Genomic DNA, 14,333 nt, shown 5'->3' with positions numbered 1-14,333 from the left:
TTGAGCGTGCAGGCTGGTAGCAAATGGCTTAACCAGAGGACAACAGCATGCCGAGGCGATACGTCGAGACCGAGAGGCGCTATAACCTCAAGACCGGCTGCGCCCGCTTCCCCATACCGCCCCCGCGCCCGGTCATCGTCACTCCTGACTCCTGGAGCGTTCGCGTCCTCCGACGATGGCGCTGCCGTTGGCCGCTATTTCGCCGCTGATATATCAAAAGGGTGTTCTGAAGTCCCCCCCTTGGCCTTTGGCTTCGACCGGGGGCTCGGATGCCTTTGTATTTCTAGTCGGGACCAGTCTTGCTATCCTGAGCCTGCCCAGCTTGGTGAACCACTCCCGGGGAACAGTACCCCTATGAGTCGTACCAGGTGGGACCTGCTAGACCTCGGCTGACTCTCTCCACCGGCAATTAGAGCCGTAAGGACTGGAGCCAGTCGAGGCTTTACTGCATCAATGGGCGATTAACCTCTTCTCCGGTTCCGCCAGTCCCCTTGGAACAGGACATAGGATACTCGACCACTGTCCAGAACAGCGGGAGAAAAGGCGCAGCCGCCCGCCTGGCTTGTGAAAACTTGTACCGGCAACCTGACATCGAGATACTTTTCCTGGCGTCATGGCAAGCGAGTTGGAAGCCGTGGGGAGGCGGGGCTGGCACAGCGACATGAGCTGCTGGCGCCCGGTCTGGCGGGCGGAGTAAGAGGAGGTCGAGTACCTACCGGCGCAAGGCCGTGGACATCGATGACGAGGTGAAACTTTCACTCCCGCGAAATTGAAAAATCAGCCCCACCGACCTGAAAAAACCTTAAACCTGAAACGCTGGCCGCCTGCCCTGGATGCATGACGCTGGCGCGAAGGATTTTCCTCGGTCACTACGCGAGCGAGAGACACGCCGATGCTAAGGAATGCCAAGGTCGATGCTGGTTCGCAGGCGGTGCGCACTGGGTGCGGTAAGTGGAATGTCCATGTGGCTATTGCAACAGCCAACCAGCTCTCGGCTGTCACCCCATGAGGTCTACATTGTCCACTATTTTCAGTAAGGGGCTTGCATCACAGAGCTTTGTGCGGCTGCACGTCTAGCGTTCTGAAAGAAATACTCAAAGCAACCTGATAGGCAAGGCCTCAAAACATTGTAATAGTCGGAAGTCTTTCCTTCGTAATGTAGTTGTATGGCTCCAGCTAGCATGTCGGCAAACTGAATGCCCATCTCTGCACTGCTATCTATCTGCTTGATACCAAGCTGAGTACCTCCCCCATCATGAAATTGGTGTTCAAAAATGGCTTGACGGAGGTAAATGTCTAAAGGATTCCCTGAATTAGGAGCAATTCCTCTAGGGTCGGGTATAAGCGTCACCCTGCTACATGAAGTTATTGGATTTAGCAGAGAGCACTTAATAAAGTAGTTGTATAGCATGGAGTCATCATTACGAAGCCATGAAAACACCCCTTGCTTCGCTACGACAATTGCATGGTATTCAATTGTTGGGTGGTCAACGCATAACTGCACTGCTCTTTGACAAAACTTTATACGAAGTCTGTGAGGCATATCCACCCACTTCATTTCCTCTCTTGGAGGCCAACCGGCTTCTTTTTTTAGCTTCTTAACTGTTCTAGCAAGGTGTTTTTTTGCGTCTATGCAGGTGAATGCGCTAGCAATAGTGATGTGCCTAGAAGAGCCACCTTGTCCAAAGGGAGCATCGAACTTCCATCCTAGGTCACCACTTTCATCCAAGAAAATTAACCGCTGCATACACAAGATAGGCTTCATTCGGAAAATAAAAAGGCCAATGCAAACGCATTGGCCTAAGAAAGGGGTGTGACCCCTAGGGCCGGCGCACAAAGCAGTACGCTTACGATGCAAATGCTGTCGCGGTGACCTAGGCCTTACTCACACAACCTAATGATGGGGAAGATATCGCCTAGCGTCAAGCCAAACCGCCACGTCTATTATCATGCCTCATGCATGGGAAACGCCGGTTTCTGCTTATCCTCTTGATATTAAAAAATATTTTTACCCAAGCCAAGGATTGGAGTGAGAACGCGACCGTCATCCTTCCTTAGGCGTATGCTGCCCGGCAAATTTCTCGCTGCGCTAGCGACTCCCTGCCGGCTGAGCCAGATGCCCGCCCTTTTCCCGGACGCCCATACTAAGCAGACGGTCGAGCTAACCGCTTCCCCCCTATCGATCTTGGCGAGCTGGACCGGGCCAGCATGGCGCAACTATGCGCCACCGGACCGTTACCCAAGCCAACGCCAAGATCAGTAGGAACTGGGCGATTGCATCGGTCGTGATCTCGGCTTGCTACGCGTCGGCATCGAGAAGCCGGAAGGGTAGGACTCCGGTTACGAACAGCTACGTCAGAAAACGTCAATCCGGCATCGCCCCATAGGCCAAACAGCCTGCTAGGGAGCGACGAACGCAGCAGCGTTGCCGTCCTTGACGTTATACGGACAAACCAGACGGGCCGGGCGGCTAACGTCATATATGCATCGGTCGAGCAACGGCTAGTGCTACTGGCAGCCAGGTAGGGAAAAGTAGGGGTTGGCAGGCCGTGTCTTAAGAGCCAGAGACGGGGGCAGAAATGTCTATAAGGGGGCATATCTGGGGGCATAATCTAGACATAAAATCAAAAATAACCAGAAATATCAGCATTATGAAAAGACTTTTAGTTGGACGCCGCCTCCACCACTACCAGAAGAAAGCCACCTCCACGGGTGGCTTTTTTTCGTCTGTGCCGCATGATTGCCGACGACGTGTCGGCAATCTCTCGAACGGCAAGAAGGTCGATTACCGAAACCCCACCACACGGCCAATGAAAACAGTTACTTATGATCGACTGTTTTGTTTATTGGGCCTGAATATGCCTGGTTTGGGCATGGTGTGGTCAGCTTTCTGGTCAACATTTTTGGCCACCTATCGCTGCGGGCAGACACCTGACTGTAGCTCAATGGTAGAGCCGCATCCGGCTCGCCTCGCTGTCTCACGACAGCACCGACCAACGCTCAGTGAGACCCTGACCTCAGTCGCAATGCGTCCATGCCGCCGTCCACAGGGAGGCACACACCCACTGACGAGCGGTTGTCCGGATCCGCCAGATACGCCGCTGCACGCGCGACCTCCTCAGCACTGACAAGTCGTCCATGGGGTTGGCGAGCTTCAAGAGCCACACGCTCGGCAGCCGGATCGGCAGCCTGCTGCAGAAGCCGGCCCACCCATGGCGTATCCGCCGTACCGGGTGCCACACAGTTCACCCGAACGCCGTCACGAACATGATCCGCGGCCATCGCCCGAGTCAGGGCCAGCACAGCTCCTTTTGTCGCCGAATACAACGCTCTTTGCGGCAGACCCGCCGTAGAAGCGATAGAGGCCATGTTGGTGATCGAAGCCACACCGGATTTCTGGAGATGCGGCAGCGCGGCCCGAGAGACTCGCGCCATTCCGGCAACATTGATCTCCCAGGAGCGGGCCCACTCTTCATCCGAATTGGCACAGACGTCTCCCTGGGCACCGATCCCGGCATTGTTCACCACAATGTCCAGGCGACCGAACTCATCGACTACCTTTTGAACCGCCCACTCCACCGATGCACTATCCGCAACATCGCATTCGAGTCCATAGTGCCGACTAGAAGAGGGATCGACATCCAGGACGGCAACACTGGCTCCTTCCTCTGCCAGGAGATCGGCAATGGCTTTACCGATGCCCGAACCACCACCAGTGACGAGAGCCACCAAACTTTCAAAGCGCGCTGCCATTCCTCATGCCCTCCATGCACGATACATCTGCCGCTGCCGACCCAGGCCATCAATTTCAACCTCGACCACATCGTCGGGCTGCAGATATCGGAAACGCCCCGAAACAGCCACTCCCTGGGGAGTACCCGTCGAGATCACATCACCCGGCTCGAGCTGCATATACTGGGATAGATCCCGAACGATCTCGGCACAGCTGAAAATCATGTCCGAGGTGCGAGAGTCCTGCCGCCCCTCGCCATTGACCCATGAGCGGAGCCGAACATCCGATGGATCGAACTCATCAGCCGTCACAATCCATGGCCCGAGCGGCATGTATCCAGGACTGCATTTACCCTTGCTCCACTGCCCCCCCGACACATCGAACTGAAAAGCTCGCTCGGACAGGTCATTGGCCAGCACGTATCCACCGATATGTCGGGCGGCGTCCTCGATCGAGTCGCAGTAAGCCGCTCTGCTACCAATGACGATGGCAAGCTCTACTTCCCAGTCCGTTTTCTCGGAACCACGGGCAAGGGTGACATCATCGTTTGGGCCAGCGATGGTGTTGGGAGTCTTGAAAAAGACGATGGGGTTTTTTGGCGGCTCGGCACCGGATTCGGCGGCATGCGCCGCATAATTTTGACCGATGCATATCACTGCCGAAGCGGTAGCCACTGGAGCGCCGTAACGAACACTTTCATCGACCGTAACGGGGGTCAGATGCCCTTCGTCCAACAGGCACCTGAGCTGCCCTGGCCCTCCTGCTGCCCAGAAATCGGGGCCGAAGTCGCCGACGCATGAGGCGTCATAAAGGGTCCCGTCAACTTCTACGAGCGGGAGCTCATAACCAGGCGCACCACGTCGTGCCAATCTCATACTATCTCCTTGAGCAGGCCCCGGGCCTGCAGATCGTTCCAAAAAGCTTCAGGAATCTTGGCTGTCGCCAATTCGAGGTTCGATTTCACATGGGCCGGCGTCCGCATACCGGCCATGACATTCACGACAGCGGGATGACGCCATGGGAATTGCAATGCTGCCTCGGGCAGGCTCACTCCATGTTCACTTGCCACTACGGCAAGCCCTCTAGCGCGATCCAGGGCCCACTCAGGAGCAGGTCCATACTCATACCATGCGTCTTCCGCGGGCTTGGGCCTGGCCAACAATCCCGAGTTGAAGATGCCAACAGCAACAACACCGACCCCCTGTTCATGACAGGCTGCCATCAACCCTTCCCGCTCTTGCTCGAGCAGAGTGTATCTGCCGGCGAGCATGATCAGATCAGGGCCAGCTTGGTCAACGAAACGGCGCAGCATGGCCGGATCCTTGGAGCCGACGCCCCAGGCAGAGATGACCCCTTCATCACGCAAACGGTTCAACTCCGGCACCGCCCCGGCAATCGCTTCATCGAAACGATCCGTGGGCTCCTCCGGATCATGAATCCAGAGAATGTCGACGAAATCGACACCAAGGCGGTCCAGCGACGCCTCAAGACTGCATCGAACACCCTCGGCGGTATAGTCACGCACCCGGGCAAGCTCGTCAGACACCATGAACCCATTGACGGCATCCGACCCCGTCGGCTGCGGGTTCGGTCGCAGGAGACGCCCGACTTTCGTCGAGAGCACATAGGATTCACGCGGTCGGTTCTGAAGGAACTGTCCGAGACGTTTCTCGGATAGACCCAGCCCATAGTGCGGGGCGGTATCGAAGAATCGCAGCCCAGCGTTCCAGCCGGTCTCGAGAGCATCCAGGCAGTCTCGCTCATTCACTTCCCGCCCCATGTTTCCAAACTGCGCCGTGCCAAAGCCCAAGGTGGAGAAGGCGGCGCGGAGTGTCTCGGGCAAACGAGTGGCAACAGGTCCTGAGGTCACGGTTTATTGCCTCCTGGGGTAGATGCGAAGGGCATTCTTGCTGGCCACATCTTCCTGATCGGATTCAGGCAGAAGACTCAGCACTCGACCACACCAGTCATGTACATCCCGGCTGACGGGCTGATCGCTACCAAGTAAACAGCGGCGTGGACCGAAGTGATCCATGGCGATACCGATGATGTCGGCCACCGCTCCCTCCAGTTCGGCGGTATCACGGCACTCGGCCGGGAGCCCCGAGAGCTTGCAGCATGCATTGGGCAGTTCTGCAAAACGGGCGATATTCTGGCACCAGTCACGCATGACTTGCCGACTCCCTGGCTCGGGCTTTCCCATGTGGTCCAGCACAACCGTAAGCTCCGGTACATGCTCAAGCAGACGGACCAGATCCGGAATTTCATGGGCACGAACGCAGGCATCAAAAGGCAGACCATGCCTGGCAAGCTGCCTCAAGCCGTGCAAAAGGCCCGGAGACTGGAACAGATCGCGATCCTGCAGGAGGCGCCGAACGCCAACCACCTGGGGAATCGCGGCGATCCTTTTCAGCTCACCGGTAGCATCAGCATTCTCAAGAGCGACACAAGCCACGATGCCATGAACTCGCTGATCTTCGGCGGCAACCGCGGACAGCCAATTGGCTTCTCGTGCCGGATCATCAGCATCGGCTTCCACGAGAATGTATTGGCGCCCCTCCGGGGCATCAGGAATGCATGCCGTTGCCGGCAAGCCTGCTTCGGCGAGCCATGAGACGCCCACCTCTGACGTGTCCCAGACATGCAGGTGAGAATCGAGAATCATGGCACTCCCACCGTCAGCAAGAGATTGGAATAAGGGCGCACTTCGCCAGTCGCGACAAGCAAGCAGACATCCGGCTCGCGGCAGGCGTCATAGAATGACATCCTCTCGAGACTCGACCATGAAACCGCCGCACCACCATCATGCTGATAGCTGGCAAGTAACTGCTGGAACTCCCTAACCGGCTGAGATGTGCCACCCTCGGCGGTTCGCATATAGGTAGCAGCCTCAAGCGGCACCGTTTCGGCAACGGCTTCCAGGACATCCACGGCCGGCACCATTCCGGCCCGCAAGTTTAAATGCACTCGGCTCGCCGTTGCTGCGACACCGGTAGTATGCGGGTACAAGGCATCGGCAATGAGAATCCGGGCGCCATGTCCTGCGCTGGCGAGTGCAGACAGCAACGCCGGATGGATGAGGCGGCCAGTGATCATGCGATCTCCCCATGGCGACGTCTTGTCCACTCGGTACCATCCGGCCATGACCAGGCATCCAGCGATTCGGCCTTGATCTCGGCCGAGTAACCCGGGGCTTTGGGTAGCGTGTAAGCACCATCCTTCACGACGCATGGATCAACGAAGTGCTCGTGGAGATGGTCCACAAACTCTGCCACCCGACCTTCCACCTGCCCCGAGACTGCGATGTAGTCGATCATCACCAGATGATTGACCAGTTCGCAGAGACCGACTCCTCCGGCATGTGGACATACTGGCTTTCCGTACTTTCTAGCCATGAGCAGCACCGGGATGATCTCGTTGATGCTGGCCAGACGGCAGGAGTCGATCTGAACGAAGTCCACGGCATCGGCCTGCAGAAGCTGCTTGAAGAGCACGCGATTCATGCCATGCTCGCCGGTGGCAACGCCGATTCCCTCGGGCCGAACACCGTCGGCGATGGCGCGATGACCCAGGACATCATCAGGGCTGGTAGGCTCCTCGATCCACAGCAGACGGTGGTGGGCCAACTCCCGCACCCTGTCGATGGCTTCCGGAACGTCCCAGATCTGGTTGGCATCAATCATCAAGGACGTGTCTGGCCCAATGACGGAACGAGCAATACCAAGCCGCCGTTCGTCATCGTCCGGGTTGGCACCGACTTTCAGCTTGATATGGCGGTATCCTTGCTGCATCGCTTCGCGGCAAAGCCGCTCAAGCTTCTCATCGGAATATCCCAGCCAACCCGCTGACGTCGTGTAGCACGGAAATCCACACTCCCTGAGCTCTGCGATCCTCTCGTCGCGCCAAGAGCGTTGCTCTCTGAGCATGGCAACCGCTTCGTCAGCAGTCAGGACCTCGGATAGATAGCTCAGGTCCAGGCTATCTACCAGCGCTTCCGGATCCATCTCGCAAATGAGCTGCCAAAGGGGAAGGCCTGCCCGCCGAGCCGCCAAATCCCACACGGCATTCATCACAGCGGCACGGGCCAGGTGGACAACCCCCTTGTCCGGTCCTAGCCAGCGAAGCTGTGAATCGGCAGCAAGTTCCCTGTAAGCTTCTCCGGGCTCATCGCACAAGCTGGCCACATCACGTCCAATGAAACGAGACGCCAAGGCATCGACAGCCTCGAGGCAGATATCGTTGCCACGGCCGATGGTGAAGGTGAAGCCACATCCATACAGCGCATCGTTATCGGTAACGATCCGGAGATAGGCTGCCGAGTAGTCAGCATCCTTGTTCACGGCATCCGAGCCATCGCTGCTCTCGGAAGTCGGAAAGCGTAGGTCAACCAGTTCGATCGAGGTGATAGTTTCCACCAAGGTACTCCCAATTCATCTGATGAATTTGACTGTAAACCAACACTCGTAAGATCTTCAACCCAGCTCGAGCCCATCCCGAAGACAAGGAGAAGACACACATGAAGAAAGACAAGCAGGAGGAGCGAGATGCCCGCCGACCGTCGCAATATGCGGTGGTTGTACAGGGCATTCAGGACATGATCCTCTCCGGAGAGATCACCCCCGGAGATCGCCTTCCCGTTGAATCACTGCTCGCCGATCGTTTCCGAGTCTCCCGCAGCTCTCTCCGAGAAGGCGTGAGAGCTTTGGTGGCCATGGGAATTCTGGAAACACGGCAGGGCTCCGGCACGACCGTGACATCGCTCGACCCCCATCTCCTGCTGGAGCCCCTGGTGTTCTGGGCAAGCCTCCAGGGAGGCAAGTCTTCGCGCGGCCTGCATACTGTGCGACAAGCACTGGAGGTTGAATCCGCCTCGCTAGCGGCATCACGGCGAACCGACGCCGATATCGAGAAACTCAAAAGCCTCTTGAGAGAAGCAGAGCCAGCCATCCAGAACAAGGATCATGAAGCCGCAATGGCGATAGACCTCGAATTCCACCTCACGCTGGCCCATATATCAGAAAACACCATCCTGATTGCGCTCCTCGAGGCCCTATCAAGGCCGACACTCAGAATGCGAATCTGGCAGTCCATTTACCGAGGAGGACGCCTCGAAACCACACATCATGAGCACCAGGCCATTCTCAATGCCGTCATTGCCGGCGACCCGGTGTCTGCTCATGCTGCCATGCATACGCACCTGGCCCAGGTCGCCGTCAACCTTGATGAGTAGGCCCAAACGCCAAGGTCACGAAATATCCTCAGCATTCCCTCTTCCTTCAGGAGAGTTTCGCAATACATAGAACCCGTAACAGGCAATAACCAAGAAACATCCAGCCACGACCATGTAGCTGAAACGAGCCGAAGTCAGATCGATCACCCACCCCTGTAACGGCGGCACCAAGGCCCCACCTACAATGGCCATGACCAGTCCAGCAGCGCCATACTTGGTGTCCTTCCCGAGCCCCTTGAGCGCAATGCCATAGATCGTGGGGAAGAGAAGCGAAATACAGGCACTGAGCATGACGACAGCCACAGCCCCCACGATATTACCGCTGACCACCGCCAGGGCAGAGAACCCGACACCGAGCAAGCACATCAAGGTCATGAGCTTGCGTGGATCGAACCGCCCCATGATCCACACCATCAGAAAGCGGGACACCAGAAAGACCAACAGAGAGGCCTGTAGCCAATATCCAGCTATCGTATCGCTGGCTCCCAGATTTTCCGTCATATAGTGGATCGTAAAAGTCCAGGCACAGGTCTGAGCGGCCACGTTGAAAAACTGAGCGATCACGCCAAATGCATAATGACGATTGCTCAGGAGTCGACTGAACCGATTTCCAGAAAGCTCGTCGCCACCACCTTGCCGGTCCGCGGCTATCGCCTCGTACTTCGGTACACGCACTACAGCAATCGCAATCGCAATAACGAGATAGAGCAAAGCCAATGTAATATACGGGCCCATGACCGCCTGCAACTCGGATGATTGCATGGCTTCAAGCTCGTGCTGTGACATGGCAGCACGGTCCTCCACCGTTGCCGGATTGACATGAGGGAGGATGAAAATTGCCGCAAGCAGTACACCTAGATTGGAGCCGATGGGGTTGAAAGCCTGGGCGAAGTTCAATCGACGCGTTGCATTACTTCGTGGCCCCATGGCCATCACATAAGGATTGGCGGAAGTCTCCAGAATCGAAAGACCAGCCGCCAGCGTGAACAATGCAACAAGGAAAACGGCATAGGTCATCACGACAGATGCCGGAAAGAAGAGAAACCCTCCCAAGGAAGCAAGCAGCAGGCCAATCAGCACGCCACCTTTATACCCTAGCCGAGAATTAATCCAGGCAGCCGGAATGGCAAGAGCAAAATATGCGCCATAGTATGCAAACTGTACCAGCGATGACTGGAAGGTACTCATCGAAAAGACTGAGCCAAAGACCGAGACCAGAGGGTCAGTGAGATTTCCGGCCAGCCCCCATGCCGCAAAGCAGGCAACAATCAAGGCGAATGGCAGGAACATTCCCTTGTGCAGAAATGAATCGACTTCCGTTTCGGGCGAGTCGGAGCGATCCGGCATAGGCTCATCGACCGCTGGTGCCGCAGTAGGGGATACTTTCACGTGGGACTCCTTGTTTTTCTGGCGCCACTCAATTCATCTGATGAATTTCGATCATTCCAGAAGCTAGCGGAGAACCCATCACATGGCAAGGATCATGAATAAGACCATCGTATAAGCAGCATCACCCCCGCGCGAGGTGCATGACGCCATGGGCATGAAGTGAAGAACACGCCGAGCCCCATCATCGGATAGTGGAATAGTCTTCGAGGCTCGCCCTGAGTGATCAACTAGTAGTGCAGGCACTTTTCAGACAACGCGTATCGCACCCAGCCCATGCCACACGGTGGCAATGCCGCATACGACTCACCACTCAGTGCCCGGCGATGCCGCGCAGGATGGAACACAGGTGGCGGACGGGCTCGCTGAGCGCCTCGTTCTTGCGGATCAGGATACCGAAGGGCGAAAGCGTCTTGCCGACCGAGATCGGCAACGCCTTGATCAGCCCGATCGCGAGATAGTCACGCAGCACCGATTCGGGCATCACCAGCACGCCGTCGCTGCGCTTGACCAGCTGCAATGCCGCAAAGATCGAACCGCACTCGATGATGTCACGCGGCGACATCAGGCCCGCCAGCTCGAACTCTTTCTCCAGGACCTGTCGCGCCGGACTCTCCAATGGCTGCAGGATCCAGGGCCAGGCCTCCAGCAGCGTCGCCAGCGACAACGAGGCCTCGTCAGCCAGCGGGTGATCGTGACGCACCACCGCCAGCATCGTCTCGTTGCCCAGTGACTCGAAGTCGAACTGGTTATGCTGGAGCGCGGTCACGTAGCGGGCGATGGCGATATCGATCTTGTTCTGTGCCAGCAGTTCCACGAGCTGGTCACTGGTCTCGCCCAGCAGTCGCACCTGCAGCAGCGGACGCTGACGCTTCATTTCGATCACCGCCTCCGCCACCAGATCGGGTGCCGCCCCCATGATGGCTCCCAATACCAGTTGCCCCTGGTCGCCCAGTTGATGCCGATGCAGGGATTCGGCGCATCGATCGAGACGATTCAAGGCGCCGTGGGCGAACTCGATCAACACCTCCCCCAGCCGCGTCGGCTGCACACCGCGCGTGGTGCGCTCGAAGAGCCGACAATCGAAGGTCGCCTCGATTTCGCGCAGCATGCGCGTCGCCGCCGGCTGCGACATGTTCAGGGTCCTCGCCACCTGATGCAGATTGCGGTGCTCGTCGAGCAAGGCAATCAGCAACAAGTGCTTGTAACGCAACCGGTTGAGCAGCGCAGCTTGACGCATCGATTCCGACATGGCGCCTTCCTCTTTTCCATGCTCTCTGCACCCAAGATAACGGGAAGCTATTCCGACACCTCCCATTCGACATTGGTCTAATTCCGCTCTATCCCTTGAATCTCGCGGACTCGCTGCAGAGCCCATGAGGCCTCATCTCTACGTCAATAGATAACAAAAAGGTATCACAAGGGACAGCCTCTGCATTAGTCAGACGTCGCTATCACGCGTATCTATTCCCCCACACCTTCTCCATTTGTCACCCATTGAAAGGACCGCATCATGCCGATGCCTACCATCAAGCACATCCGTGCCTATACCGTTCGCGGCGGCGGCGCCGATTACCATGACCAGGGCGACGGGCACTGGATCGATGGCCAGATATCGACGCCGATGAGCAAGTACCCCGAGTACCGCATGACCCGCAAGAGCTTCGGGCTGAACGTGCTCGGCACCCTGGTGGTCGAGGTCGAGGCCAGCGACGGCACCATCGGCTTCGCGGTGACCACCGCCGGCGAGATCGGCGCCTTCATCGTCGAGAAACACCTGGCACGCTTCGTCGAGGGGCAGCGCGTCACCGACATCGAGCGCATCTGGGACCAGATGTTCAATGCCACGCTCTTCTATGGTCGCAAGGGCGTGGTGCTCAACACCATCTCCGGCGTCGACCTCGCGCTCTGGGACCTGCTGGGCAAGATTCGCCAGGAACCCGTGCATGCCATGCTCGGCGGCCCGGTCCGTGATGAGCTGACCTTCTATGCGACCGGAGCGCGGCCCGACCTGGCCCAGCAGATGGGGTTCATCGGCGGCAAGATGCCGCTCAAGCACGGGCCGGCCGAAGGCGATGCCGGGCTCGAGAAGAACCTCGCCCAGCTCGCCGACATGCGCGAGCGCGTCGGCGACGACTTCTGGTTGATGTTCGACTGCTGGATGAGTCTCGACGTCAACTACGCCACTCGGCTCGCCCAGAGGGCCCGGGAGTTCGACCTCAAGTGGATCGAGGAGGCCCTGCCCCCCGATGACTATTGGGGCTACGCCGAACTCAAGCGCAATGTCCCGACCGGCATGCTGGTCAACACCGGCGAGCACGAGGCGACCCGCTGGGGCTTTCGCATGCTGATGGAAATGGAGTGCTGCGATGTCATCCAGCCCGATGTCGGCTGGTGCGGCGGCGTCACCGAACTGATCAAGATCTCGGCACTGGCCGATGCCCACAACAAGCTGGTCGTGCCGCACGGCTCCTCGGTGTACAGCTACCACTTCGTCGTCACCCGCCACAACAGCCCGTTCGCCGAGTTCCTGATGATGGCGCCCGACGCCGACAAGGTGGTGCCGATGTTCAATCCGCTGCTGCTCGACGAACCGGTACCGGAAAACGGCCGCATGCGCGCCTCCCGGCTCGACGCCCCCGGCTTCGGCGTGCGCCTGAACCCGGAAAGCCAGCTGGCACGTCCCTACGAGCACTGATTCCCTGCGAGCCCCGACCGGAGAGGAAACGACATGCCGATCCGTGCCCTGCGCATGACCCTGCATCCCGGCCAGGAAGCCGAGTACCGGCGACGCCACGACGCCATCTGGCCGGCGCTGGTCACGGCATTGCGCGAAGCGGGTGTCGAGGAATATCGCATCTTCCTCGACCCCGAATCGCGCCATCTCTTCGCCATCATGACGCTGGCCGACGATCACCGTGTCGACGACCTGCCGTCACTGCCGGTGATGCAGCGCTGGTGGCACGCCATGGCCGATATCATGGACACCGAGCCGGATGCCTCGCCCCAGAGCGTGGCGCTGGATGAAGTGTTCACTCTGCTTTCCGAGGAATGACGACCATGCAAGTGATCGATGCCCACGTGCATTTCTGGCAGCTCGATCAGGGCAACCAGCCCTGGCTCGAGCGGCCGTCTCCCAACCTGCTCGGCGACTACAGCCCCATGGCCCACGATATCGGCCCGGCCGAACTGCGTCGCCAGCGCGGCGATATCGAGTTGCTGGGCGCCGTCCATGTCGAGGCGGACGCCGTCGACCCGGTCAGGGAGACGCGCTGGCTGACGACACTCGATGACGACGGCCACCCACCGCTGCCTTCGGCACTGGTCATCGGCGCCGATTTCTCGACACCAGAGACCGCGCAAGTGCTCGAGGAACAGCTCGGGCACAGCGACAGGGTCCGTGGTGTGCGCCAGATCCTCAATGTGCACGAGGATCCCCTGTTCGATTACGTGGGTCGTCACTACATGAACGAGCCCGCCTGGCGCGATAACTTTCGCCTGCTGGCACGGCACGATCTCTCGTTCGACCTGCAGATCTACCCGGCCCAGATGGCGCAGGCCGCGGCGCTGGCGGCGGAACACCCCGACACGCTTTTCCTGCTCAATCACGCAGGCATGTATGTCGACCGTCAAAGTGTCGAGGGGTGGCGCGCCTGGCGTGATGGTCTGCGCGAACTGGCCGCACGGGACAACGTCGCCATCAAGTTGAGTGGTTTCGGCATGCTCGATCACCACTGGACGGTCGGCAGCATCCGGCCACTGATTCTCGAGGCGATCGACGCCTTCGGCGTGGAGCGCAGCCTCTTTGCCTCCAATTTCCCGGTGGATGGGCTCTACGCCCGCTACGCGGATATCTGGCACGCCTACGCCGAGGTCGTCGCCGATGCCTCGCCCGACGAACGACGGGCGCTCTTCATCGACAACGCCCGACGCCTGTACCGCCTCGCGCCCCACGCCTGACATCGCCGACACCCGACCCCTGGA

The 14,333-nt window shown here is 58.5% G+C and carries 13 protein-coding genes; 4 read left to right on the top strand and 9 right to left on the bottom strand.

Going from position 1 to position 14,333, the window contains the following annotated elements; all coding sequences use genetic code 11:
- Nucleotides 1-1,030 precede the first annotated feature (1,030 nt).
- The 7 genes from LU493_RS04575 to LU493_RS04545 all read right to left on the bottom strand — a co-directional run bounded on the left by LU493_RS04575 (nucleotide 1,031) and on the right by LU493_RS04545 (nucleotide 8,148).
- On the bottom strand, nucleotides 1,031-1,747 hold the full coding sequence (locus tag LU493_RS04575) for a DUF3800 domain-containing protein (protein ID WP_275286610.1): 717 nt from the start codon (nucleotides 1,745-1,747) through the stop codon (nucleotides 1,031-1,033).
- Nucleotides 1,748-3,000: 1,253 nt separating this feature from the next.
- Entirely contained in the window at nucleotides 3,001-3,753 is a 753-nt protein-coding gene (locus LU493_RS04570; RefSeq protein ID WP_275286609.1) for an SDR family NAD(P)-dependent oxidoreductase, read from the bottom strand.
- A 3-nt stretch (nucleotides 3,754-3,756) separates the two neighbouring features.
- Entirely contained in the window at nucleotides 3,757-4,608 is an 852-nt protein-coding gene (locus LU493_RS04565; RefSeq protein ID WP_275286608.1) for a fumarylacetoacetate hydrolase family protein, read from the bottom strand.
- Complete coding sequence (locus tag LU493_RS04560; RefSeq protein WP_275286607.1) at nucleotides 4,605-5,603, bottom strand: aldo/keto reductase; 999 nt, start codon at nucleotides 5,601-5,603, stop codon at nucleotides 4,605-4,607. The genes LU493_RS04565 and LU493_RS04560 overlap by 4 nt, the downstream gene beginning before the upstream one ends.
- A 3-nt stretch (nucleotides 5,604-5,606) precedes the next feature.
- Nucleotides 5,607-6,398, bottom strand: coding sequence for an amidohydrolase family protein (locus LU493_RS04555; RefSeq protein ID WP_275286606.1), 792 nt, complete (start codon nucleotides 6,396-6,398; stop codon nucleotides 5,607-5,609).
- Nucleotides 6,395-6,829: an RbsD/FucU family protein gene (locus LU493_RS04550; RefSeq protein ID WP_275286605.1), complete on the bottom strand. Its 435-nt coding sequence runs from the start codon at nucleotides 6,827-6,829 to the stop codon at nucleotides 6,395-6,397. Before LU493_RS04550 ends, LU493_RS04555 begins: the two co-directional genes overlap by 4 nt.
- A complete protein-coding gene (locus LU493_RS04545; RefSeq protein WP_275286604.1) occupies nucleotides 6,826-8,148 on the bottom strand; it encodes an L-fuconate dehydratase in 1,323 nt (440 codons plus the stop codon). Before LU493_RS04545 ends, LU493_RS04550 begins: the two co-directional genes overlap by 4 nt.
- 101 nt (nucleotides 8,149-8,249) lie before the next feature.
- Between LU493_RS04545 and LU493_RS04540 the strand changes: the two genes are divergently transcribed.
- On the top strand, nucleotides 8,250-8,963 hold the full coding sequence (locus LU493_RS04540) for a FadR/GntR family transcriptional regulator (protein ID WP_275286603.1): 714 nt from the start codon (nucleotides 8,250-8,252) through the stop codon (nucleotides 8,961-8,963).
- 15 nt (nucleotides 8,964-8,978) lie between these two features.
- Here the strand turns inward: LU493_RS04540 and fucP are convergent, their stop codons facing one another.
- Both fucP and LU493_RS04530 read right to left on the bottom strand, forming a co-directional pair.
- The gene (fucP, locus tag LU493_RS04535) at nucleotides 8,979-10,352 is read right to left on the bottom strand and encodes an L-fucose:H+ symporter permease (protein WP_275286602.1); all 1,374 of its coding nucleotides are present in this window, start codon (nucleotides 10,350-10,352) and stop codon (nucleotides 8,979-8,981) included.
- A 310-nt stretch (nucleotides 10,353-10,662) separates the two neighbouring features.
- The gene (locus tag LU493_RS04530) at nucleotides 10,663-11,601 is read right to left on the bottom strand and encodes a LysR family transcriptional regulator (RefSeq protein ID WP_275286601.1); all 939 of its coding nucleotides are present in this window, start codon (nucleotides 11,599-11,601) and stop codon (nucleotides 10,663-10,665) included.
- 261 nt (nucleotides 11,602-11,862) lie between these two features.
- On the opposite strand from LU493_RS04530, the gene rhmD reads away from it, so the two are divergent.
- Genes rhmD through LU493_RS04515 form a run of 3 tightly spaced genes read left to right on the top strand, consistent with a single transcriptional unit; the run spans nucleotide 11,863 to nucleotide 14,309 of the window.
- Nucleotides 11,863-13,047 carry an L-rhamnonate dehydratase gene (rhmD, locus tag LU493_RS04525; protein WP_275286600.1) on the top strand — a complete coding sequence of 395 codons (1,185 nt, stop codon included), beginning with the start codon at nucleotides 11,863-11,865 and terminating at the stop codon, nucleotides 13,045-13,047.
- A 33-nt stretch (nucleotides 13,048-13,080) separates the two neighbouring features.
- A complete protein-coding gene (locus tag LU493_RS04520) occupies nucleotides 13,081-13,404 on the top strand; it encodes an L-rhamnose mutarotase (protein WP_275286599.1) in 324 nt (107 codons plus the stop codon).
- A gap of 5 nt (nucleotides 13,405-13,409) precedes the next feature.
- Entirely contained in the window at nucleotides 13,410-14,309 is a 900-nt protein-coding gene (locus tag LU493_RS04515) for an amidohydrolase family protein (protein ID WP_275286598.1), read from the top strand.
- Nucleotides 14,310-14,333 lie beyond the last annotated feature (24 nt).

The organism is Halomonas elongata (assembly GCF_029081005.1).
Classification (GTDB): domain Bacteria; phylum Pseudomonadota; class Gammaproteobacteria; order Pseudomonadales; family Halomonadaceae; genus Halomonas; species Halomonas elongata_B.
The sequence above is the reverse complement of the archived record's forward strand: the minus strand, read 5'-3'. Positions and strand labels throughout refer to the sequence as shown.

Excerpts from the sequence above, each read along its gene's own strand:
- LU493_RS04575 (WP_275286610.1), bottom strand. The coding sequence starts at position 1,747 with ATGCAGCGGTTAATTTTCTTGGATGAAAGTGGTGACCTAGGATGGAAG.
- LU493_RS04570 (WP_275286609.1), bottom strand. The coding sequence starts at position 3,753 with ATGGCAGCGCGCTTTGAAAGTTTGGTGGCTCTCGTCACTGGTGGTGGT.
- LU493_RS04565 (WP_275286608.1), bottom strand. The coding sequence starts at position 4,608 with ATGAGATTGGCACGACGTGGTGCGCCTGGTTATGAGCTCCCGCTCGTA.
- LU493_RS04555 (WP_275286606.1), bottom strand. The coding sequence starts at position 6,398 with ATGATTCTCGATTCTCACCTGCATGTCTGGGACACGTCAGAGGTGGGC.
- LU493_RS04550 (WP_275286605.1), bottom strand. The coding sequence starts at position 6,829 with ATGATCACTGGCCGCCTCATCCATCCGGCGTTGCTGTCTGCACTCGCC.
- LU493_RS04540 (WP_275286603.1), top strand. The coding sequence starts at position 8,250 with ATGAAGAAAGACAAGCAGGAGGAGCGAGATGCCCGCCGACCGTCGCAA.
- LU493_RS04530 (WP_275286601.1), bottom strand. The coding sequence starts at position 11,601 with ATGTCGGAATCGATGCGTCAAGCTGCGCTGCTCAACCGGTTGCGTTAC.
- rhmD (WP_275286600.1), top strand. The coding sequence starts at position 11,863 with ATGCCGATGCCTACCATCAAGCACATCCGTGCCTATACCGTTCGCGGC.
- LU493_RS04520 (WP_275286599.1), top strand. The coding sequence starts at position 13,081 with ATGCCGATCCGTGCCCTGCGCATGACCCTGCATCCCGGCCAGGAAGCC.
- LU493_RS04515 (WP_275286598.1), top strand. The coding sequence starts at position 13,410 with ATGCAAGTGATCGATGCCCACGTGCATTTCTGGCAGCTCGATCAGGGC.